Genomic DNA, 21551 nt, shown 5'->3' on the forward strand with positions numbered 1-21551 from the left:
GATGTCTTCATGGTGCTGAAGCCTACCTTCCCCGGTACCGGAACAAAATAGCGTTTCTTACAAGTTTTTCTCTACAAAGTCCCGTGTTGAATCAGATTCATAAACTCTTCGCGAGTCTTTGCCTGATTAAAAGCCCCAGTAAAGTCTGAAGTAGTAGTAATAGAGTTTTGTTTTTCTACACCACGCATCTGCATACACATGTGTTTGGCTTCCACTACCACCATTACACCCAACGGATTCAGTGTTTCCTGAATACACTCTTTGATTTGCAGCGTCATGCGTTCCTGCACTTGCAGGCGATGAGAGAATATATCGACTACACGGGCTATCTTGCTCAACCCGGTGATATAGCCATTAGGAATATAAGCCACGTGCGCCTTCCCGTAGAACGGCAACATGTGATGTTCACAAAGAGAGAAGAAATCGATATCTTTCACAATCACCATCTGACTGTATTCTTCTTGGAATTTAGCTGAGCGAAGCACTTCATGAGGATCCATGTGATACCCTTTCGTCAAGCTTAACATTGCTTTAGCCACCCGTTCCGGAGTTTTCAGCAACCCTTCCCGTTCGGCATCTTCACCCAACAAAGTTATAATACTACGATAATGACTCTTCAACTCCTCCAGATTCGGAGAAACAATTTCTTCTTTTTCTAACATGATACAATTATAAAGGAATATTGATCTGGTCTCTTACAATAGAAACCTCTTTGAACACACCGGTAGACTTCAACCGACGCATCATTGCGTCTGCCTCTTCAATGCTCCGGAAATCACCTACACGACAAAGCCAACGAGGTGGATTGAACGAAGTATATACCGTTAATTCAGGAAAATACTCTTTAACGCGTGATGCTACATGATAAGCATCATTCTTAGCCTGACGAGTATTGTTACCGGCATACGCCTGTATTCTGAATCCGGAAGTCTTTATTACTTTCCGTTCACCTGTTGCAGGACGTTCCATACCTATCAAAGCCTCAATGCGAGGATCTTGATGGATAGTCACCTTTCCTTGTCCCGGAACGTTACGTTCCAGACTCTTGACGATACTTTGCGCTTGCACAAAGGTAGCTGCCAAGACAAACAATAGGGTAAGTAAAACCTTCATTATAGTTAATAGTTGATGATTGATAAATGGCAATTGAAAAATGATAATTGAGAATGATAAACGATAGTTGATAGCCAAGCTATACTGTATAACAGCTATCAACTATCATTTATTCAACTATCAATTAATTAAAAGCATCAATGATACCTTTGAAATCAGATACTTTCAGAGCAGCACCACCAATCAAACCACCATCAACGTCCGGGTTAGCGAACAGTTCTTTAGCGTTAGAAGGTTTGCAGCTACCACCGTAAAGGATAGAAGTATTGTCTGCGATTTCTTTGCCATACTTGTTGGCTACGATAGAACGGATGAAAGCATGGATTTCCTGTGCTTGTTCAGGAGAAGCTGTTTTACCTGTACCGATAGCCCAAACCGGTTCGTAAGCCAATACAATCTTAGAGAAATCTTCAGCCGACAAAGAGAATACAGATTCCATCTGTGCAGCTACTACTTCGTTTTGCTTGTTAGCTTCGCGTTCTTCCAACACTTCACCGATACAGAAAATCGGAGTCAGACCATTAGCCAAAGCCAATTTTACTTTTTCTTCAAGGATAGCAACTGTTTCACCGTAGTATGCACGACGTTCAGAGTGTCCCAGAATTACATATTTTGCACCAGTAGAAGCAACCATTTCAGCAGAAACTTCACCAGTATAAGCACCTGATGCTTTGTCTGCACAGTTTTCAGCACCTACACCGATCTTAGCTGCGTCTACCAACGGAGTAACAGAAGCCAGGTGGATAAACGGAGTACAGATGATAACATCACAGTTAGGCTTTTCATTAGCCAATGCTTCATTCAGCTCTTTAGCCAAAGCGATACCCTCTTGAAGGGTTTTGTTCATTTTCCAGTTTCCTGCAACAATGTTCTTTCTCATTTTGTTTTTTATTTTAAAGAGTTAATAAATTTACGATTGGACGATTGACGATTGAACGATTCAGGTTAGTGTTCGTTACAGAGGGTCGCTCGTTATCATTTATTTCTTATTCTTGTTCTTCTATTCCTTGATTCTTTGTTTCCGGTTCTTTGCTTTTCATCTCTTCTTGTTGCTTCCGCTTCGCGGTTTTCCGTTCTCGGCGGCGAACGACTAAAACATCCACCCCAAGCACTAACAACAACGGAATAACAAACCACAGGAAGACATATCCTACCGTATGAGCGTCACTGCTCACTTCCTGCTTTCCTAGCGGCAGATTCTCCAGTTTGTCCGTCAGTACGTATTCATCCGGTATATCCTCATCGCTCCATTTATTCAGAATTGTTCCGTTCTTAATCAATATCAATCCCGGGTTGGAACGAACCATCGTCTTCAAAGTAATATCATCCATTTGGCAGAAAGGGTATTCGGCTCCTGTCTTGTCCTTCCACAATTCTATCTGTTCCTCCGGTGAAGAAGTGAGGCAATAAAATTTGTAGCCATGCTCCACCGAATAGTCATATATCTCATTAATCAAATCAATGTTGCTATCATCCGCCTCTTCAATGCGATGGGCAACCAACAGGAAAGTATATCCTATATCTGTCAATACATCGTTTGTGATATCTTCCCCCGTATTCAGATCTATCATAGAGAAATCATGAATAGCCGGTTCATACCCTTTTTCCTTAAGGACGGTACGTGTATCGATAAATGTCCAGGTACTATCCGGATAGTTATCCAACGTAAATTCTTTCTTCTCACCGTTCTTCTCCAAGATAAAGATGCTTTCATATACGCTTGGTTTGGCTCCTTCGGGCACTGTCATTCCTTCCAGAATATTCTTTCCGATCTTGTAAGGACGAAAGTCTAAAACAGGCAAACGGTCCAGACAATAGAACGACAAAGTAAACACGAAAAATAGCGTATAGAGAGAAACCAGCCACTCCATCTTCACACTGATAAAACGAATCAGCATCCTTCTGTGACGAAAAGCCATTATTGCCGCAAACAGCAAAATGATGTTCTTTCCAAATGTTTCCCAATTCGTCAACACCCAGGCATCACCAAAACAACCGCAGTCCGAAACCGGATCAAAGATGGCAAGATACAAAGTCAGTGGTGTCATGAAAATCATCAGCATCAAAGCCAATGAGGTAGCCAATGTTCTTCTCGTTGCAAAAAACAAAGAGATACCTATAAAAAACTCAACGGCAGATAAAATGATACCTCCCAATAAAGGGAAAAATGAAGGGAACCAGGAAGCCATTCCGAATGCAGTCAGATAATCCTGTATCTTATACTGGAAACCCAGCGGATCAACTGCCTTTACAAATCCGGAAAAGATGAACGATGCCGCCAAAAGAAAGCGACACGTATTCGCCACCACCTCCTGAATGATATGTAAGTTCTTATCCTTCAAATTCTATCTTAATCAGTCCAAAAACAGAGTAATTAATCATATCCATATAATTGGCATCAATTCCCTCTGACACCAATGTATTGCCGGCCAGGCTCTCAATCTGCTTGGTACGGTAGATCTTCATCAAGATCAAGTCCGTGTAAGAGCTGACACGCATGCTCCGCCAGGCTTCATCATAATCATGGTTCTTGGCAAGCATCAGCTCTAATGCCTCTTTTGCATACTTATCGTATAAAGCCATCGCTTCTTCATTACTGATGTCGGCAGATTCGGCATAACCCAGTTCCAACTGGATAAGCCCGACAATGCCATAATTGACAATCGCAATAAACTCTGCACGGATTCCCTCGTCAATCAGGGTCACTCCTTTGGTTTCAATACTACGAATCCGATTGGCTTTAATAAAAATCTGGTCAGTCACCGAAGCCGGACGCAGGATACGCCATGCAGGACCGTAATCGTGCAGCTTCTTGGAAAATAAGTCACGGCATAAAGCGATGACATGTTCAAATTGTTGTTTGGTATCTTTCATCTTCTTCCAAATAGTGCGCAAAGGTAACAATAATTAAGTAAAAACAGAAAGAGGGCACTCTAAATTATATTAAAGTGCCCTCTTCTAAAGATATTGTATTACTGTTTTATAAGCTATATTGTTTTATGAACAACGCAAAACCTGTCCGATGCGCAAGGTAGTAGTCGGTTTAATACGGTTCAGCTTGCAAAGTGTACTAACTGATACGCCACGCAATTTAGCAATGCGGGACAATGTATCGCCACTCTTCACCTTATGATAACGGATTGCGCCGTCAGCCACTTGAGTATCATGAGAACCTGCACGATTCACGCCTTTTGCTTTGCGGAACGTATAAGTATCGGCAACGATATCTTGTTTCGGGAAGTCGAACATATAAATCGGATTAATTGCAATTCCCAAGAAGCGGGTTTCAAAATGCAGATGCGAACCAGTAGAACGTCCGGTGTTACCACCCAATCCGATTACCTCTCCGGCTTTCACTAATTGGTTTTCTTCAACCAATTGTTTTGATAAATGACCATACACAGTTTCCAATCCATTATCATGACGGATAACGACATATTTTCCATATCCTCTACGCTCATATTTTACGATACGTACTTTACCGTCAAAAGCTGCTACAATAGTATCACCTATGTTCACTTTCAAGTCCAATCCATTATGCATTCTTCTCCAACGAGGACCGAAAGGTGAAGTAATTTTAGTACTTGGAGTTGGCATATGGAAACCTGTCAGGTCGATTGTATACGTTTCGGGGATAATAGCATTTCCGTAAGCATGCACATACTGGTTGTTCCAGTTCGGATAAAGACTTAGGGCGGGATATTCGGACTGTTCGGCACGGATTTGCTTCTGCAATGCCAAAGAGTCTACTGATTTTAATTTCTTGTCTATCGGTGCTTGGCGGGCAATCAGGTCTTGCGAGAAAGAGCTCAGACTGACCATAGCCGCAACAGCGACCAATCCTGTTTTAATAATGCTAAAATTCATTCCTTCTTTGTCAATTCAATTAATATTCGTCGTTTGCATACAGGTAATCGAATGTAGCCTGCTTGTAATCGAATATTTCTCCCGGTTTAAAAAATCTCGTTAATTCAATAGCTGCGGTCTCCGGAGAATCGGAAGTATGAACGATATTCTCTTGAAAGCTCATACTGTAATCCCCACGAATGGTGCCTGGGGCAGCTAAACGTCCATTAGTTGGTCCCGCCAACGTACGGACTGTTTGAATAGCATCCACACCTTCGAAACAACAAACAATGACAGGAGTTGTCATCATCGAATCTTTCACACGCTGAAAGAAAGGTTTGCCGCTAAGGTGGGCATAATGTTCACTTAACAATTCATCAGTCAGTTGCATCATCTTCATGCCAGCCAACCGCAATCCTTTACGTTCAAAGCGATGAGTAATCTCACCAACCAATCCCCGTTGAAGGGTACACGGTTTTAAAATGACCAGCGTTTTTTCAAGCATAATACTCGACTTTGCAAATGGTTAAACAATACATTTACTAAAAAAATTCCTCCAAAGGTAGTATTTTCCTATGAAATGGCAAGAGAGTCATTAACTATTTTTCAGATGCTTAGTACGAAAAGAGGGGGCAATTGAGGCGTTAAACTCCTATAAATAGGGAGAATAGAGGCGAAATATGTTTTGCAACACATTTACGCAAATAAACTGCATGTTTAACCGTTTTTCAACTTATGGCAGCCCAGTTAACATTCGTTTTCCGCAAGGCTTTAAGCTGTCTCCACAAGATTTCATTCTCGGGATTCTGTGCCGCAGGGTCTTGTTCCACAATACTTTCAGCTATGGCACGAACGTATTGCAACAGTTGCCCGTCGCGAACAATATCCGCAATCTTCAAATCGAAAGCGATACCGCTTTGCTGTGTACCTTCAAGATCACCGGGACCACGCAATTTCAAATCAGCCTCCGCTATTTCGAAACCATCATTGGTGCGCACCATGATTTCCAATCGTTTCCGGGTGTCCTCCGTCAATTTATAATTCGTCACCAGAATACAATAAGACTGTTCCGCCCCACGTCCTACCCGACCACGCAACTGATGTAACTGCGAAAGCCCGAAACGTTCTGCATTTTCAATAATCATCACCGAAGCATTCGGAACGTTTACTCCGACTTCAATGACGGTAGTAGCAACCATGATCTGCGCTTTACCCGAAGCAAAAAGCTGCATTTGCTCATCCTTCTCGGCCGGTTTCATTTTGCCATGCACTTTACAAACCGTGCATTTCGGAAACTCTTCCAGAATATGTTGATATCCCTCTTCAAGATTCTTCAGATCAATCTTTTCGCTCTCTTTAATCAGTGGATAGACAATATAGACCTGACGCCCTTCTTCAATTTGTTTGTGCACCGAACGGTACATACTTTCCCGGCGGTTATCAAATTGGTGGATGGTAGTAATCGGTTTTCTTCCGGGTGGGAGTTCGTCAATAATAGACACATCCAAATCACCATACAATGTCATTGCCAAAGTGCGTGGGATCGGGGTAGCAGTCATCACGAGTACATGTGGAGGTTGAACATTCTTACTCCAAAGGCGGGCGCGTTGTGCCACACCAAAGCGATGCTGTTCGTCGATAACAACGAAACCTAAAGAAGAGAAATTGACAGTATCTTCAATAACAGCATGCGTTCCTATTAATATCTTCACATCTCCGGTCAGCAATCCGGTCAGAATCGCTTCCCGCCTTTTGCCTTTAATAGAACCCGTCAGCAATTCGACACGGATATCCATGCCAAAGAGCAGTTCTTTGATCGTTTCATAATGCTGGTTCGCCAAGATTTCAGTGGGCGCCATCATGCAAGCCTGGTAACCATTATCCAACGCCAATAGCATGCTCATCAGGGCAACCAGTGTTTTCCCACTTCCTACATCTCCCTGCAAAAGGCGGTTCATCTGCCTGCCACTGCCGACATCGTTCCGTATCTCCTTCAATACCCGTTTCTGTGCACCTGTCAGTTGAAAAGGAAGATTCTTTGCATAAAATGTATTGAATACATCTCCCACTTTTTCAAAAATGTATCCACGATATCTTTTTTGTCTGTCTTTGGCGTAGCGGAGGATATTCAGTTGAACATAAAACAGCTCTTCGAACTTAAGGCGATATTGCGCTCTGCGAAGTACATCGGGATTGGTCGGGAAGTGGATATTCCGGAGAGCTTCCGTCAAAGGCATCAGATGATGTTCCGCCAACAATTTGGAAGAAAGTGTTTCAGGCAGAGGCTCCTGTATTTGCTGAATCACTGTTGCCATCATCTTCTCAATCGTATGAGAGTTGAGGAAACTGCGCTTCATCTTCTCCGTTGTATTATAATAAGGTTGCAATCCCACCGAAGAAAGTTTCAAATCTTCCGGCTTGTCTATATCGGGATGCGCCACATTGATACGTCCGTTGAAAACTGTCGGTTTACCGAAGATGATATATTCCTCGTGTAGTTTATACTTACCTAAGATATACTTAATGCCTTGAAACCACACCAAATCCACGACTCCTGTACCATCCGAAAAATGAGCCGTCAAACGACGTTGACGTCCTTCACCAATGGTTTCGAAACCGAGAATTTCTCCTTTCAACTGGATATACGGCATATTGCCATCTATTTCGTGAATGTAATAGATGCGGCTCCGGTCAATATATTTATAAGGGAAATAATAAATTAAATCGTGCAAGGAGTAGATTTCCAACTCCTTATTTAATACAGCGGCTTTTTGAGGACCTACACCGGAGATAAATTTTATGTCGCGTGTGGCTAAATCAAACATTTATAAAAGAGCACTCCCTACTTTTAAATCGAAAGGGGTCGTTATTTTTATATTTTCACGGTTACCTTCTGCCAGATACACAGGCATTCCCATTGCTTCGACAACGGAAGCGTCATCTGTAAAGAAAGGAGTAAATTCTTGCGCATAGGCTTGTTTCAACAACTCTACATCGAATACCTGCGGAGTTTGCACCAGCTTGTAATCATTCCGGCTGACCGTTTCACTACCGGCATCTGTCAGATGACGAAGTGTCTCTACTACATCCACCACAGGAATCACCGCTTTCTGCACGTTTGCCAAGTCATAACAACGGCGAATCACCTCTACCGACACAAACGGACGTACACCATCATGTACTCCTACGAGCCCCGGTCCTTGCACCAGTGCCAGCCCATTCTTTACAGAATGGAAACGTGTTTCACCTCCATCGGCAAGGGTATGTTCCACCGCAAAGCTGTGTTTTTGGCAAAGTTGCTTCCAAAAGTCCTGCTGTTCCCGCGGAAGCACTACTATGATTCGGAGTGTTTCGTCATATCTCCTGAATACTTCCAGGGTATGCATCAATACAGGTTTATCACCCATGGGAAGGAATTGTTTCGGGAGGTCACTTCCCATTCGCAAGCCCTTTCCACCGGCAACAATGATTACATATTTCTTCATGGGCGGTTTAGCGTTTAACGCACATCGCTTCTACCAGTTCGTCCACTTTTTCTTTACCTACCAACAGGTCAACGATTGTCAAAGCAAATTCCATGGCAGCACCCGGTCCCATACCGGTAATGATGTTTCCATCACGTACAACGTGTTCATTTACACATTCTGCACCATCCAGATATTGTTCAAAACTCGGATAACAGGTAGCCTTTTTTCCTTTCAGCAGTCCCAGCTTACCCAACACCATCGGAGCAGCACAAATGGCAGCAATAGGTTTACCTTTTGCGGCAAAATCAAGGATCAATTTACGTAACCCTTCGTGCTTGTCAAGTGTGGCAGCTCCCGGCATTCCTCCCGGCAACAACAATAGTTCAGCATCGAAGAAATCGCAATTCTCGAAGTTGATATCGCAAAGGACGGATACGTCATGTGCTCCCACTACAATTTCATCCGGCGTAACGGATACGATTTCTACATTAAGTCCGGCACGTCTCAACGTGTCAATAGCAGTAAAGGCTTCAATTTCTTCAAAACCATCTGCAAAAAAAGCGTATACAGTTCCCATAATGCTTAATATATTTGGTTAATGATACTATCTCAAGTTAAAATAATAGGTAATTGTCCCTGTCTGGTTATTCACCCCATCTATCGTATTAAAACGGGCTTTTTTCGCTGCGTCCTCCGCTGCCTTACGCAAAGAGGAATTTACCGTATTCGTTTGAGGGTTAATGCTGGTCGATATCACTTGCCCTACAGGATTCACGGTGATATTCACCACTACACGTCCTTCTTCCTGTACATTATATGCAGGTTTCGGCAAACTGCCCGTACCTAAAGAACGTCCGCCAAGGTCAAATGTTCCATAACCTCCGGTTCCGGTCTTCGCTCCGGTAGAAGAGTTACCCTCCTTGCTACCTTCGGTTCCCGTGCCACTGGCTGCTGTTCCTTTATTTCCTGTCATTTGCGCTCCCTTTCCAAACGCACCGGACACTCTCTTTTTGGCAGCTTCTTCGGCAGCCTTACGTTCACGCTCCGCTTTTTCTTCTGCCAGTCGTTTCGCCTCCGCGGCTTTTTCCGCTTCCGTTTTTTCGGGCTTCTTCACCGGTTCTTTCGGCTTGACTACCTCTTTAGGTTTCACCGTTTCTTTTTTCGGCTCTTCCGTCTTAGGTTTCAGAGTTATTGTTTCCTCTTCGGTCTGTGTCAATAAATCCTGTTCCGAAGGAAGTTCCGGTACTGTTTCCGCAGGTGCTGCCGCATCTTCATCCATGATATCCACGTCTACCAGAGAGGGATCATCGAAACCACTTGCTGCGTCTACATTTCCCATCATCACAGGCACTCCGCCCGCATCTTCATCCAGTTGGGGGACAGTAAAGCTCACCAGAATCAAAAGAGCAATCACTGCCACATGCACCAACAGTGCACCCAGTGCTCCTATGTATTCACCCTTTTTTCTTCTGTCCATTGTTTCTTATTTGTTTTCAGGCGGGCGTGTAGCCAACACCATCTTAAAATGATTCTCGTTTGCAATGTTCAATACCCTTACGATCTCACGGTAAGGTACCGATTCATCCGCATACAATGCCACGTACATTTCCGGTTCCTTCTCCGCGCAACTTTGCAAGAATGAAGTCAGATCGTTCAGTGCCACCGGCTGCTCTTTTTCATTGCCGAAAGCGGCATAAAAAATCAAGTCTTTATCGATAACCACTCTTGTCAGCGGTTTGGCCGAAGTCTGCTGCTTACCTTGCGGCAACAAGACTTTGATAGCATTAGGCGACACTACCGTAGAGGTTATCATAAAGAATATCAGCAACAGGAAGATGACGTCCGTCATGGAAGCCATGCTAAAATTGGGCGATACTCTATTTCTTCTTTTTAATCCCATCAGCCTATTATTTTGCCGGCTCGTTCAACAAGTCCATAAACTCCATTGTACGAGACTCCATTTTATTTACCACACGGTCTACCAGCATCACCAAATAATTGTAGGCAAACATAGCAATGATACCGACAATCAGACCACCGACCGTAGTAATCATAGCTTCATAGATACCACCGGAAAGCAAAGTGATATCAATGTTTCCGCTTCCGGCATTCGCCATTTCGTAGAATGCACGTACCATACCGGTCACCGTACCGAGGAATCCAAGCATCGGAGCACCTCCGGAAATAGTTGCCATTACAGTCAATCCTTTTTCCAGTTTCGCAACCTCAATATTACCTACATTTTCAATAGCTACCTGTACATCGTTAATAGGACGTCCCAAACGGCTGATACCTTTTTCTATCATACGTGCCGAAGGAGTGTTTATCGTACGGCAATAGTTTATAGCCGCTTTGATCTCACCACTATGGATATAGTCCTTAATCCGCTCCATAAACATCGGATCTTCCTTTCCCGCCTTGCGAATCATATAGTTACGTTCAAACAGGATATAGAAACAGATCACTGACAATACACCCAGCACAATCATAATCCATCCACCCTTGATAGCCATATCAAGCATGTTCATTTCAGGAGCGTTCACCTCCGTCAATACGGGGTTGGCAGTAGCCAGCGAGTCGGCCATATTCATAGCCCCTTGGGCTAACAAGATCATTGCATTCATGAGCGTAGACAGTTTTTATATTCCTGAATGGTACGTTCGAGTCCCAGATACAACGCATCGCTAATCAATGCATGTCCGATGGAGACTTCATCCACCCAAGGAATGTTTTTATAGAAATAATTTAAATTAACCAGACTCAAGTCGTGTCCGGCGTTCAATCCGATACCCAGTTTACGGGCAGTCTTCGCGGCTTCGATAAAAGGAGCGATGGCAGCTTCCGGATTCTTCGGATAATTCGTTGCATAAGGTTCAGTATACAGTTCAACGCGATCCGCCCCTGCTTTTGCTGCATATTCCACCATTTCAGGATCGGCTGCCACAAAAACGGAAGTACGAATACCGGCACTGTTAAACTGATCGAGAACTTCAGTCAGGAATTCCAGATTTGCTTTGGTGTCCCAACCAGAATTGGAAGTAATCTGTGAAGGATCGTCGGGGACCAAAGTTACCTGATGAGGTTTAACTTTCAACACAAGGTCAATAAATTCCGGAGCGGGATAACCTTCGATATTAAATTCCGTACGCAACAAAGGCCGCAAATCATATACATCTGAACGACGAATGTGGCGTTCATCGGGACGAGGATGAACAGTAATACCGTCTGCACCAAAAGATTCACAATCAAGCGCCACCTTTACTACATCGGGGACATTTCCTCCGCGAGCATTCCTGAGCGTAGCAATCTTGTTTATGTTTACACTTAATTTAGTCATAGTTCTACGTTATATTTGCCGCAAAAATACAAATATTATTATTAGTTGCCTAATAATACGAAACGCATTATGGGTTCTTTTTTGGTTATTTAAAGTAGAAATCCAAGAAAAAATGCCAAATTTGCATCCTGAACTAATGATATTGCTTATGAAATTCGCCATTTTCGGAAATACTTATCAGGCTAAAAAATCCTCTCATGCGCTAAGACTGTTCCAACTATTGAGAAGACAGAAAGCAGAAATCTGTATGTGCAGGGACTTTTATCAATTCCTGACTACAGAGCTCAAAATGGACATTCATGCCGATCACTTGTTTGACGGAAATGATTTTGACGCTGATATGGTAATCAGTATTGGAGGCGACGGAACATTCCTGAAAGCTGCCCGCCGCGTAGGGAGAAAAGGAATTCCTATTTTGGGAATTAATACAGGCCGTTTGGGCTTTCTGGCAGATATTTCTCCTGAGGAAATGGAAGAAACGTTCGATGAAATCCAAGCCGGAAGATACAGTGTGGAGGAACGAAGCGTGCTCCAACTTATCTGTGACGAGAAACGTCTTCAAGATTCTCCTTATGCTCTCAATGAAATTGCTATTCTCAAACGGGACAGTTCATCAATGATTAGTATTCGCACAGCAATCAATGGTGCCTATCTGAACACTTATCAGGCTGACGGGCTGGTGATTGCGACTCCTACTGGCTCTACCGCTTACTCGTTGAGCGTAGGCGGTCCAATTATGGTTCCTCATTCCAATACCGTTGTCATTACTCCAGTAGCTCCGCATAGCCTCAACGTCCGTCCTATCGTTATCCGTGACGACTGGGAAATCACATTGGATGTGGAAAGCCGGAGCCATAACTTCCTCGTTGCCATTGACGGACGGAGCGAAACCTGTAAAGAAACAACTCAACTCACTATCCGCCAGGCAGATTATAGCGTAAAAGTAGTAAAACGCTTTAATCATATCTTTTTCGATACACTCCGCAGCAAAATGATGTGGGGAGCAGACGGCAGACGGTAATATAGAAAGGAGAGAACTATTCACAGCAAATAGCTTCTCGACCATTAAACCGATAAAGCAGTCATATATAACAACAAGTTATAGCAGAATAAGCATAAATTCTTCTGACATTCATATTGACATAGTCATAAACTGAAAATTTCGACAGTTAGCCTACATCAATTATATATTACAGATTAATTTAATGTAAACGTCTGAGAACCTATCAGATTACCACCTTCAAAAATATCAACACGATAGTTGCCGGCATACAAGAATTCTTCTACATCCCAGAATACATTTATATTCTGTTCTTCGCCATTGTATTCGATATACTTTTTGATAGAATAGACCAGTGTACGATTTTCATAAGGGAAAGTATTGGATGCACTTTTGGTCAGCACATCATTATCCGGTTTGGTTATACGTACATAAATGGTGCGCTCCCCGTTTTCAGCTGTTATATTCTTCACGACCGTGAAACTGATAGCCAATTTCACCACGTCTTTCACTTTCTTCGCCACTTTGCCGCGTTTATTGCGCGGTTCGATACGAATATTAGTTGCATCAAGCTGTGCCGCCAATGTCACTTTCTTATCCAGATTTTTCTTTTCTTCGGAAAGATTACTGATTTGCTGTGAAGCCTGATTATATTTCTGTGTTACTTCTGCAATGACTTGCTTCTGCTGTTTATTAATCCTATCCAATGAATCAATCTGATTGATATAGCCTACTAATACCTTACGCAAAGTAGCCAACTCTTTCTTCAGACGACGAATTTCTGTCGCATTCGAGCTCTTTACCGTGCGGAGCTCTTCCAAAAGACGCTGTGTCTTCAATTGTTCCTGTTCCAGCAATTGTGATAAAGAGTCATTAGTAACTGTAAACTTCAACTCATCATACCTTTGCATAAACTGACTATATTCGTTTTCCAGTTCTTCCTTGTCTAATTGAAATTCCTGCACTAACTCCCGGTTAGCTTGTTTCTCGGTAAACAATAAATAAGTAATACCAATAATAGCTATCACTAAGACAGCCACGGCCGCAATAAGAAGGCTTTTTTTACTCATAGTTTCAGTTGTGAATTGATAACGTGCGCAAAAGTAATCATTTCGCAACAGAAGTCAAGCAGAAAAACAGAGAGTTTTTTCATAACCCTCTGCTAATCCATACAATTTTAACTTATTTACTTACTAACTTATTCAGATCAGCAGATACAAAGTGCTCAAACACTTTTTTTCGCCAAGATGCCAGTTAAACTTCTGTCGTTGCCTAATATTATTAATTTCATTACCCACACTTATTTCGTTCCACTATAGTTACCCTTGCGTTCCACTATAGTGTAACGCAAAGGAGACTATAGTGGGACGCAAGGGTAACTATAGTGGAACGAAGTAAGAGTAGCGAACAAAGTAAATCCGGATAGGCAAGCAATTATAAAAAACACCAGAATAAATCATTTGCCATAATAGTACATTCTTACCATGACTACATTCGGTTTATAACCATACCCAAAACAACTTCCCACCATACTTATTATATTATGGGGAAGTTAGACCTTTAACTAAAATTATTACGGAAAAATTTCTTTAATCAGGATTATCGTTGTAATTTTGTCGCGCTAAAAGATAAAACAAATTATCAACTTTTTAAATATATAGTATTATGTCAAAAGTAACCGTAGTAGGCGCAGGTAACGTAGGTGCTACATGTGCAAATGTACTTGCTTTTAATGAAGTAGCAGACGAAGTAGTAATGCTGGACGTTAAAGAAGGCGTTTCAGAAGGTAAAGCAATGGATATGATGCAGACAGCTCAATTGTTGGGTTTCGACACTACATTGGTAGGCTGCACTAACGACTATGCTCAGACCGCTAACTCTGACGTTGTTGTGATTACTTCAGGTATTCCTCGTAAACCGGGTATGACTCGTGAAGAATTGATCGGTGTGAACGCTGGTATCGTTAAATCGGTAGCAGAAAACCTGTTGAAATATTCTCCTAACGCTATCATCGTTGTTATTTCTAACCCGATGGATACAATGACTTATTTGGCATTGAAGGCTCTGGGCTTGCCGAAAAATCGTGTGATCGGTATGGGTGGTGCTTTGGATAGCTCTCGTTTCAAATATTTCTTGTCTCAAGCTATCGGCTGCAATGCTAATGAAGTAGAAGGTATGGTTATCGGTGGTCACGGTGATACTACTATGATTCCTTTGACTCGTTTCGCTACTTACAAAGGTATGCCTGTAGCTAATTTCATCTCTGCAGAGAAGCTGGAAGAAGTTGCTGCTGCTACTATGGTAGGTGGTGCTACGCTGACTAAATTGCTGGGTACTTCTGCATGGTATGCACCGGGTGCGGCAGGAGCATTCGTAGTTGAATCTATCCTTCACGACCAAAAGAAGATGGTTCCTTGTTCTGTATTATTGGAAGGTGAATATGGTGAATCAGATCTTTGCATCGGTGTCCCTGTTATTCTTGGCAAAAACGGTATCGAAAAGATCGTTGAACTGAACCTGAACGAAGATGAAAAAGCTAAGTTCGCAGCTAGCGCAAAAGCTGTTCACGGAACGAACGCTGCTTTGAAAGAAGTAGGTGCTCTGTAATTAATCCCCTTACTTTATATATCAAGAAAGGCTGTTCTTCACTACGAGGGACAGCCTTCTTTCTTTTCTACAGAATCCTACCCCACTATATTTTAAAAAAAGCTAATTCATTTTGCGCTTTCAAGTAAAGCTCATACATTTGCATCGTTGTTTATGCAATTATTGTTTAAGTAAACAAGTTCAAAAAAACAGACTACTTCAATAAACAAATTACATGAGAATCGGGTTATTTAAAATAGAAGTATCACCTTATTAATATGCAAGATGCGATGAAAAAAGTATTTCTTCTGACAATTCTGCTAAGTTTCACTTTTATAGTAAAAGCGCAGAGCTTCCTAAGTCTGGATAGTTGCCGCGCATTAGCTCTTGCCAACAACAAAGATTTGTTGATAAGCAATGAGAAAATAAATGCTGCCCATTATCAACGGAAAGCCGCATTTACGAATTATTTGCCCAACTTCTCGGCAACCGGAGCGTACATGAGAAACCAGAAAGAGTTTTCATTACTGAACAATGACCAGAAAGCTGCGCTTTCAGGATTAGGAACTAATCTGGCAGGTCCTATCCAACAGGCCGCAACCGAGATCGCAACAGCACATCCTGATTTGGCACCACTAATTTCCTCCTTAAGCGGAAAATTAGGGGCGGTTCTGCCTGCTCTTGACCAAGCAGGAAACTCTCTAGTGGATGCGCTCCGCACAGATACCAGAAATGTTTATGCCGGTGCCATTACATTAACGCAGCCTTTATACATGGGTGGAAAAATCCGGGCGTACAACAAAATAACAAAGTATGCCGAAGAGTTGGCTCAAGAACAACACCACGGTGGCATGCAGGAAGTAATCATGAGTACAGATCAGGCTTATTGGCAAGTTATTTCACTGGTTAATAAGAAGAAGTTGGCAGAAGGCTATTTAAAGCTCTTGCAACAGCTGGACGGTGATGTGGAAAAAATGATTAATGAAGGAGTAGCCACCAAAGCGGATGGTTTATCTGTACGCGTCAAGGTTAATGAAGCGGAAATGACACTCACCAAAGTGGAAGACGGATTGAGCCTTGCCCGAATGTTGTTGTGTCAACTATGTGGCATTGATCTTAGCTCACCCATCACTCTGGCAGATGAAAATATGGAAGATATTCCATTACTGACAACAGACCCTCATTTCGATTTATCTACCGCTTATGAGAATCGTCCGGAAATACGTAGTCTCGAATTAGCGACACAGATTTATAAACAGAAAGTAAACGTAACCCGTGCCGAACATCTTCCCTCCATCGCATTGATGGGGAATTATATGGTAACCAATCCTTCTGTCTTCAACAGCTTTGAAAACAAATTCAAAGGCATGTGGAATGTGGGAGTGATGGTACAGATACCTATATGGCACTGGGGAGAAGGTATTTATAAAACCAGAGCGGCAAAAGCCGAAGCCCGCATTGCACAATACCAGCTTCAGGACGCACGCGAAAAAATAGAGTTGCAGGTCAATCAAGCCGCTTTCAAGGTAAAGGAGGCTGGAAAGAAACTGGTAATGTCTTCCAAAAACATGGAAAAAGCGGAAGAGAATCTGCGCTATGCAACGCTTGGTTTTAAAGAGGGAGTGATTGCCACCAGTAATGTTCTCGAAGCACAAACGGCATGGCTGTCCGCCCATTCAGAAAAGATTGACGCACAAATAGATGTGAAATTAACAGAAATCTATCTGAAGAAGTCTTTGGGAACACTGAAATAAATAAGAAGCAGAAAAATCAAAGTCAAAAACCCAATCAGAAAAAACAAATCCTAACTAATTCACAATCCATAAAACATAAATCATAATTCATAAATCATATGGCACCTATAAAATCACAAAACAGCAATATGCTGCTTGCATTCCTTACTCTACTGGGAGTTATTGCAATCGTTGCAGTCGTTGGCTTCTTCATGCTTCGCAAAGGTCCTGAAATCATACAGGGGCAGGCTGAAGTTACCGAGTATCGCGTTTCGAGCAAAGTTCCGGGACGTATATTGGAATTTCGCGTGAAAGAAGGGCAAAGTGTCAATGCAGGAGATACGCTGGCCATTTTGGAAGCTCCTGACGTAGTGGCAAAAATGGAACAGGCACGTGCTGCCGAAGCTGCCGCACAGGCACAAAACGCAAAAGCAATCAAGGGCGCGCGTCAGGAACAAATCCAGGCAGCTTATGAAATGTGGCAAAAAGCCCAAGCAGGCGTCACCATTGCCGAGAAATCATATCAACGCATAAAGAATCTCTATGAGCAGGGAGTAATGCCTGCACAGAAATTGGATGAAGTCACTGCGCAACGGGATGCAAGCATTGCTACAGAAAAAGCAGCCAAAGCGCAATACACCATGGCAAAGAACGGAGCGGAACGTGAAGATAAGATGGCTGCGGAAGCTTTGGTAAACCGGGCAAAAGGTGCTGTTGCCGAAGTTGAATCATATATTAAGGAGACTTATCTTATTGCTCCAGCTGCGGGAGAAGTTTCAGAGATTTTCCCGAAAGTAGGCGAACTGGTGGGTACCGGTGCTCCTATCATGAATATTGCTGAACTCGACGATATGTGGATAACATTCAACGTACGCGAGGATCTGCTCAAAAATCTAACAATGGGGTCGGAGTTCGAGGCAGTCATTCCTGCTTTGGATAACAAAAAGATCAATCTCAAAGTATATTATCTGAAAGACTTAGGCACTTATGCCGCCTGGAAAGCGACCAAAACAACCGGACAGTTCGACCTGAAAACATTCGAAGTGAAAGCTTTTCCGATAGAGAAGGTAGAAAATCTCCGTCCGGGTATGTCTGTTATCATTGACAAGTAATCATGAAAGAGAGAGAAAAGAAATATATAGCCCTGTGGCAGGTCATGCAAAGAGAGTGCCGGCGATTGGTATCACGCCCGCTCTACCTCTTCTGTATGGTCATCGCGCCACTGTTTTGCTATATATTTTTCACTACCTTAATGGATTCAGGACTTCCTAAGGATCTTCCTGCAGGAGTAGTAGACATGGATGATTCGTCTACTTCCCGTAATATTGTCCGCAACCTGGATGCTTTTTCACAAACAGGGGTTGTAGCTCATTACAGTAATGTGACAGATGCACGTATTGCCATGCAGGAGGGGAAAATCTATGGATTCTTTTACCTTCCCAAAGGTTTATCGGCAGAGGCACAGAGCCAACGTCAACCGACAATCTCCTTCTACACCAATTACTCCTACCTGATCGCAGGTTCTCTATTGTTCAGAGATATGAAAATGATGGGAGAACTCACTTCGGGAGCCGCTGCAAGGACCATGTTGTACGCCAAAGGTGCAACAGAGGATCAAGCTATGGCGTATTTGCAACCAATTGTTATCGACACGCACCCACTGAATAATCCGTGGCTGAACTATTCGGTATACTTATGCAATACACTAATACCGGGAGTACTCATGCTATTAATATTTATGGTAACTGTTTATTCAATCGGCGTAGAAATCAAAGACCGTACGGCTCGCGAATGGTTACGAATGAGTAACAACTCCATATATATTGCATTGGCCGGAAAGTTGCTTCCCCACACTGTAGTCTTTTTCATCATGGGGATATTTTATAATGTATACCTGTATGGATTCCTGCATTTTCCTTGCAACAGCGGTATATTTCCAATGATATTTGCCACGCTGTGTCTCGTACTGGCATCCCAATGTTGTGGTATTGTCATGATAGGAACCCTGCCTACTCTACGACTCGGATTAAGCTTTGCTTCCCTGTGGGGAGTCATATCGTTCTCCATTTCCGGTTTTTCATTCCCGGTCATGGCTATGCATCCTGTTTTACAGGCTTTGAGCAATCTATTCCCGTTGCGGCACTATTTCCTTATTTATGTCGACCAGGCGCTTAACGGGTACAGTATGGCTTACTCATGGACCAACTATATGGCACTATTAATATTTATGATGCTCCCCTTCTTTGTGGTTCACCGCCTGAAGGAAGCATTGGTTTACTATAAATATATACCCTAAATGAAAGATATAAAATTAAAAGATAAGATAGCTCAAGGCATCAATGACCTGTTTTATATCTGGAAACGGGAGTTTCAGACAACTTTCCGCGACCAGGGGGTACTGATATTCTTTATACTCGTCCCATTAGGTTATCCGTTGCTATATAGCTTCATCTATGATAATGAAGTAGTGCGTGAAGTTCCTGCTGTTGTTGTAGACGATTCACATTCATCTCTTAGCCGCGAATATCTGCGTAAGGTAGATGCTACGCCCGATATTCAAATCGTCTCTTACTGTGCCGATATGGAAGAGGCTAAACAAATGCTGAAAAACCGGCGTGCATACGGCATCATTTATATCCCTTCGGATTTTAGTGACAATATCGCCAAAGGGAAACAGACACAAGTGAGCATCTATTGCGACATGAGCGGTTTGTTGTATTATAAATCGATGCTTCTTGCCAACACGGCGGTTTCTCTGAATATGAATAAGGATATCAAGATTGCACGCAGTGGAAATACAACCGACCGGCAGGATGAAATCACCGCTTATCCGATCGAATATGAAGAGATTTCCATCTTCAACCCGACTGCCGGATTCGCCGCTTTCCTGATTCCTGCCGTGCTGGTATTGATTATCCAACAAACATTATTACTCGGCATCGGTCTCGCTGCGGGAACAGCACGTGAAAACAACAGGTTTAAAGACCTTGTACCTATTAACCGCCATTACAACGGAACGCTACGAATTGTATTAGGAAAAGGCTTGAGTTATTTCTTGGTTTATATATTGGTAGCTTTCTATGTACTTTATGTGGTTCCAAGATTGTTTAGCCTCAACCAGATCGGACAGCCCAGCTCATTAGTATTATTTGTTGTCCCCTACCTTGCGGCTTGTATCTTCTTTGCCATGACAGCTTCCATTGCCATCCGCAACCGGGAGACGTGTATGCTGATTTTTGTATTCACGTCAGTCCCCTTGTTATTTATTTCCGGAATCTCTTGGCCGGGAGCAGCTATTCCCCCGTTTTGGAAGTATATATCTTACATCTTCCCCTCTACCTTTGGAATTAACGGCTTTGTAAAAATCAATAATATGGGAGCTACCCTTAGTGAAGTAGCTTTTGAATATAAGGCCTTGTGGTTGCAAGCTGGCATTTATTTCCTTACCACCTGTTGGGTATACCGCTGGCAAATACTAATGAGCCGTAAACATGCAATAGAGCGATACAAAGAATTAAAAGAGAAAGAAAACTTATCCAAGCAGACAAGTAATTAATGAGCAAGAATTACAAGAGAGAGAGAATCAACGGTGTATCTTTTCCATAGGGGGGGGTATGCCGTTTTTCTTTTGGGGGAATAAGAACATAAAAAAATCCCCCGTTCCAAGAGAGTATAGAACGAGGGATTTTAAAGATATTATAAAGAGAGTATAATAAGTTTAGAACTTGTAACCTACACCGATAGAGAAGTTCATGTTCTTCGGGTTACTTACTCCATCAACTTTAAAATCCATAACTTTTGTCAATCCAAATTCTCCATCCAAGCTGACAAAGAACTTACCTATTTCATAAGCAACGCCTACTCCCAAGCCTAAATCAAATCTTTTTGCTCCTTCTTGATCATCACCATCACCAAAGAAGTCAAATTTTTCACTTTCGCCTTCATATTCATATTTTGCCTTACCAGCAATTCCAAATGCAAAATAAGGACCAGCTTTCACTACAATGTTCTGATTATCAGCTATGGCAAATCTTGCAGCTGCCAATACAGGTATTTCAAGATACATTGGATTATATTTCACTGTTCCATCTTCTCCAAGATCAGATTTACCACCTTTTTGAGAAATCATCAAAGAAGGTTGAATTGACCACATATCAGAGAACTGATATTCCATGCCAACACCTACATTGAATCCAATCTTCATGTCAGTATCCATATCCCCAGTAAAATTACTCATATTCATACCTACTTTGGCATTCCAAGAAATCTGAGAATAAGAAACGATAGAAACAAGTGCAAATAGCACAAAAATCAAACCTTTTTTCATATCATTCATTTTTTAGTTGCCTTCCTCTTCCCTTTGGTCAGCATTGTTAGTTTATAGTTTTGTTCTTAAGTGCGGGGAATTATTCGTTACTTATCCAGTATTGAAACGCACCCTTCCGTATTTAACGTATATTTTGTAGCCG

Annotated in this window: 22 protein-coding genes; 6 read left to right on the plus strand and 16 right to left on the minus strand. The window is 42.4% G+C overall.

The features are described 5' to 3' along the window. Positions 1-71: 71 nt before the first annotated feature. From folE to I2I04_RS05600, 14 genes are all read right to left on the minus strand, one after another. Positions 72-662, minus strand: a complete 591-nt coding sequence (gene folE, locus I2I04_RS05535) for a GTP cyclohydrolase I FolE (RefSeq protein WP_004324710.1) — start codon at positions 660-662, stop codon at positions 72-74. Positions 663-669: 7 nt separating this feature from the next. Then, positions 670-1113 (minus strand): SPOR domain-containing protein, encoded by a 444-nt coding sequence (locus I2I04_RS05540; RefSeq protein WP_143259038.1) that lies wholly within the window; start codon positions 1111-1113, stop codon positions 670-672. Positions 1114-1237: 124 nt separating this feature from the next. Beyond that, complete coding sequence (tpiA, locus tag I2I04_RS05545; RefSeq protein WP_004297259.1) at positions 1238-1993, minus strand: triose-phosphate isomerase; 756 nt, start codon at positions 1991-1993, stop codon at positions 1238-1240. A 106-nt stretch (positions 1994-2099) separates the two neighbouring features. Continuing rightward, complete coding sequence (locus tag I2I04_RS05550) at positions 2100-3455, minus strand: BT_3928 family protein (protein ID WP_143259037.1); 1356 nt, start codon at positions 3453-3455, stop codon at positions 2100-2102. After that, complete coding sequence (locus tag I2I04_RS05555; RefSeq protein ID WP_015532310.1) at positions 3445-3987, minus strand: DUF1599 domain-containing protein; 543 nt, start codon at positions 3985-3987, stop codon at positions 3445-3447. Before I2I04_RS05555 ends, I2I04_RS05550 begins: the two co-directional genes overlap by 11 nt. Before the next feature lie 123 nt (positions 3988-4110). Beyond that, entirely contained in the window at positions 4111-4980 is an 870-nt protein-coding gene (locus I2I04_RS05560) for a peptidoglycan DD-metalloendopeptidase family protein (protein WP_143259036.1), read from the minus strand. Between the two features lie 19 nt (positions 4981-4999). After that, entirely contained in the window at positions 5000-5464 is a 465-nt protein-coding gene (gene ndk / locus I2I04_RS05565) for a nucleoside-diphosphate kinase (protein ID WP_143259035.1), read from the minus strand. 223 nt (positions 5465-5687) lie between these two features. After that, on the minus strand, positions 5688-7784 hold the full coding sequence (gene recG / locus I2I04_RS05570) for an ATP-dependent DNA helicase RecG (protein WP_195654555.1): 2097 nt from the start codon (positions 7782-7784) through the stop codon (positions 5688-5690). Next, a complete protein-coding gene (locus I2I04_RS05575) occupies positions 7785-8444 on the minus strand; it encodes a 2-C-methyl-D-erythritol 4-phosphate cytidylyltransferase (protein WP_195654556.1) in 660 nt (219 codons plus the stop codon). Between the two features lie 7 nt (positions 8445-8451). Continuing rightward, on the minus strand, positions 8452-9003 hold the full coding sequence (locus I2I04_RS05580) for a DJ-1 family glyoxalase III (RefSeq protein WP_004307840.1): 552 nt from the start codon (positions 9001-9003) through the stop codon (positions 8452-8454). Between the two features lie 27 nt (positions 9004-9030). Next, complete coding sequence (locus I2I04_RS05585; protein WP_195654557.1) at positions 9031-9903, minus strand: cell envelope integrity protein TolA; 873 nt, start codon at positions 9901-9903, stop codon at positions 9031-9033. 6 nt (positions 9904-9909) lie between these two features. Next, positions 9910-10326: an ExbD/TolR family protein gene (locus I2I04_RS05590; protein WP_195654558.1), complete on the minus strand. Its 417-nt coding sequence runs from the start codon at positions 10324-10326 to the stop codon at positions 9910-9912. Between the two features lie 7 nt (positions 10327-10333). Further along, positions 10334-11050, minus strand: coding sequence for a MotA/TolQ/ExbB proton channel family protein (locus I2I04_RS05595; protein ID WP_143259031.1), 717 nt, complete (start codon positions 11048-11050; stop codon positions 10334-10336). Beyond that, positions 11047-11763 carry a pyridoxine 5'-phosphate synthase gene (locus I2I04_RS05600; RefSeq protein ID WP_004307837.1) on the minus strand — a complete coding sequence of 239 codons (717 nt, stop codon included), beginning with the start codon at positions 11761-11763 and terminating at the stop codon, positions 11047-11049. Before I2I04_RS05600 ends, I2I04_RS05595 begins: the two co-directional genes overlap by 4 nt. A gap of 112 nt (positions 11764-11875) precedes the next feature. Between I2I04_RS05600 and I2I04_RS05605 the strand changes: the two genes are divergently transcribed. Then, positions 11876-12784, plus strand: coding sequence for an NAD kinase (locus I2I04_RS05605; protein ID WP_195654559.1), 909 nt, complete (start codon positions 11876-11878; stop codon positions 12782-12784). A 176-nt stretch (positions 12785-12960) separates the two neighbouring features. Here I2I04_RS05605 and I2I04_RS05610 read toward each other — a convergent pair whose 3' ends face one another. After that, positions 12961-13833: a hypothetical protein gene (locus I2I04_RS05610; RefSeq protein WP_143259029.1), complete on the minus strand. Its 873-nt coding sequence runs from the start codon at positions 13831-13833 to the stop codon at positions 12961-12963. 595 nt (positions 13834-14428) lie between these two features. On the opposite strand from I2I04_RS05610, the gene mdh reads away from it, so the two are divergent. The 5 genes from mdh to I2I04_RS05635 all read left to right on the plus strand — a co-directional run bounded on the left by mdh (position 14429) and on the right by I2I04_RS05635 (position 20638). Next, positions 14429-15370: a malate dehydrogenase gene (gene mdh, locus I2I04_RS05615; protein WP_004297234.1), complete on the plus strand. Its 942-nt coding sequence runs from the start codon at positions 14429-14431 to the stop codon at positions 15368-15370. Positions 15371-15639: 269 nt separating this feature from the next. Next, complete coding sequence (locus I2I04_RS05620) at positions 15640-17103, plus strand: TolC family protein (protein WP_143259028.1); 1464 nt, start codon at positions 15640-15642, stop codon at positions 17101-17103. 98 nt (positions 17104-17201) lie between these two features. Beyond that, entirely contained in the window at positions 17202-18194 is a 993-nt protein-coding gene (locus tag I2I04_RS05625) for an HlyD family secretion protein (RefSeq protein ID WP_143259027.1), read from the plus strand. A gap of 2 nt (positions 18195-18196) precedes the next feature. After that, positions 18197-19378, plus strand: a complete 1182-nt coding sequence (locus I2I04_RS05630; RefSeq protein WP_015532297.1) for an ABC transporter permease — start codon at positions 18197-18199, stop codon at positions 19376-19378. Beyond that, complete coding sequence (locus tag I2I04_RS05635; RefSeq protein ID WP_195654560.1) at positions 19379-20638, plus strand: ABC transporter permease; 1260 nt, start codon at positions 19379-19381, stop codon at positions 20636-20638. A gap of 162 nt (positions 20639-20800) precedes the next feature. Here I2I04_RS05635 and I2I04_RS05640 read toward each other — a convergent pair whose 3' ends face one another. After that, complete coding sequence (locus I2I04_RS05640) at positions 20801-21409, minus strand: porin family protein (RefSeq protein ID WP_195654561.1); 609 nt, start codon at positions 21407-21409, stop codon at positions 20801-20803. Between the last annotated feature and the right edge of the window lie 142 nt (positions 21410-21551).

The sequence above is a fragment of the Bacteroides sp. 1001136B_160425_E2 genome, from assembly GCF_015559655.1.
In the GTDB taxonomy this organism is placed as follows: Bacteria; Bacteroidota; Bacteroidia; order Bacteroidales; family Bacteroidaceae; genus Bacteroides; species Bacteroides luhongzhouii.

Coding starts and splice junctions, on each gene's coding strand:
- folE (WP_004324710.1), bottom strand. CDS start 662: ATGTTAGAAAAAGAAGAAATTGTTTCTCCGAATCTGGAGGAGTTGAAG.
- I2I04_RS05540 (WP_143259038.1), bottom strand. CDS start 1,113: ATGAAGGTTTTACTTACCCTATTGTTTGTCTTGGCAGCTACCTTTGTG.
- tpiA (WP_004297259.1), bottom strand. CDS start 1,993: ATGAGAAAGAACATTGTTGCAGGAAACTGGAAAATGAACAAAACCCTT.
- I2I04_RS05555 (WP_015532310.1), bottom strand. CDS start 3,987: ATGAAAGATACCAAACAACAATTTGAACATGTCATCGCTTTATGCCGT.
- I2I04_RS05560 (WP_143259036.1), bottom strand. CDS start 4,980: ATGAATTTTAGCATTATTAAAACAGGATTGGTCGCTGTTGCGGCTATG.
- ndk (WP_143259035.1), bottom strand. CDS start 5,464: ATGCTTGAAAAAACGCTGGTCATTTTAAAACCGTGTACCCTTCAACGG.
- recG (WP_195654555.1), bottom strand. CDS start 7,784: ATGTTTGATTTAGCCACACGCGACATAAAATTTATCTCCGGTGTAGGT.
- I2I04_RS05575 (WP_195654556.1), bottom strand. CDS start 8,444: ATGAAGAAATATGTAATCATTGTTGCCGGTGGAAAGGGCTTGCGAATG.
- I2I04_RS05580 (WP_004307840.1), bottom strand. CDS start 9,003: ATGGGAACTGTATACGCTTTTTTTGCAGATGGTTTTGAAGAAATTGAA.
- I2I04_RS05585 (WP_195654557.1), bottom strand. CDS start 9,903: ATGGACAGAAGAAAAAAGGGTGAATACATAGGAGCACTGGGTGCACTG.
- I2I04_RS05590 (WP_195654558.1), bottom strand. CDS start 10,326: ATGGGATTAAAAAGAAGAAATAGAGTATCGCCCAATTTTAGCATGGCT.
- I2I04_RS05595 (WP_143259031.1), bottom strand. CDS start 11,050: ATGAATGCAATGATCTTGTTAGCCCAAGGGGCTATGAATATGGCCGAC.
- I2I04_RS05600 (WP_004307837.1), bottom strand. CDS start 11,763: ATGACTAAATTAAGTGTAAACATAAACAAGATTGCTACGCTCAGGAAT.
- I2I04_RS05605 (WP_195654559.1), top strand. CDS start 11,876: ATGCCAAATTTGCATCCTGAACTAATGATATTGCTTATGAAATTCGCC.
- I2I04_RS05610 (WP_143259029.1), bottom strand. CDS start 13,833: ATGAGTAAAAAAAGCCTTCTTATTGCGGCCGTGGCTGTCTTAGTGATA.
- mdh (WP_004297234.1), top strand. CDS start 14,429: ATGTCAAAAGTAACCGTAGTAGGCGCAGGTAACGTAGGTGCTACATGT.
- I2I04_RS05620 (WP_143259028.1), top strand. CDS start 15,640: ATGAAAAAAGTATTTCTTCTGACAATTCTGCTAAGTTTCACTTTTATA.
- I2I04_RS05625 (WP_143259027.1), top strand. CDS start 17,202: ATGGCACCTATAAAATCACAAAACAGCAATATGCTGCTTGCATTCCTT.
- I2I04_RS05630 (WP_015532297.1), top strand. CDS start 18,197: ATGAAAGAGAGAGAAAAGAAATATATAGCCCTGTGGCAGGTCATGCAA.
- I2I04_RS05635 (WP_195654560.1), top strand. CDS start 19,379: ATGAAAGATATAAAATTAAAAGATAAGATAGCTCAAGGCATCAATGAC.
- I2I04_RS05640 (WP_195654561.1), bottom strand. CDS start 21,409: ATGAAAAAAGGTTTGATTTTTGTGCTATTTGCACTTGTTTCTATCGTT.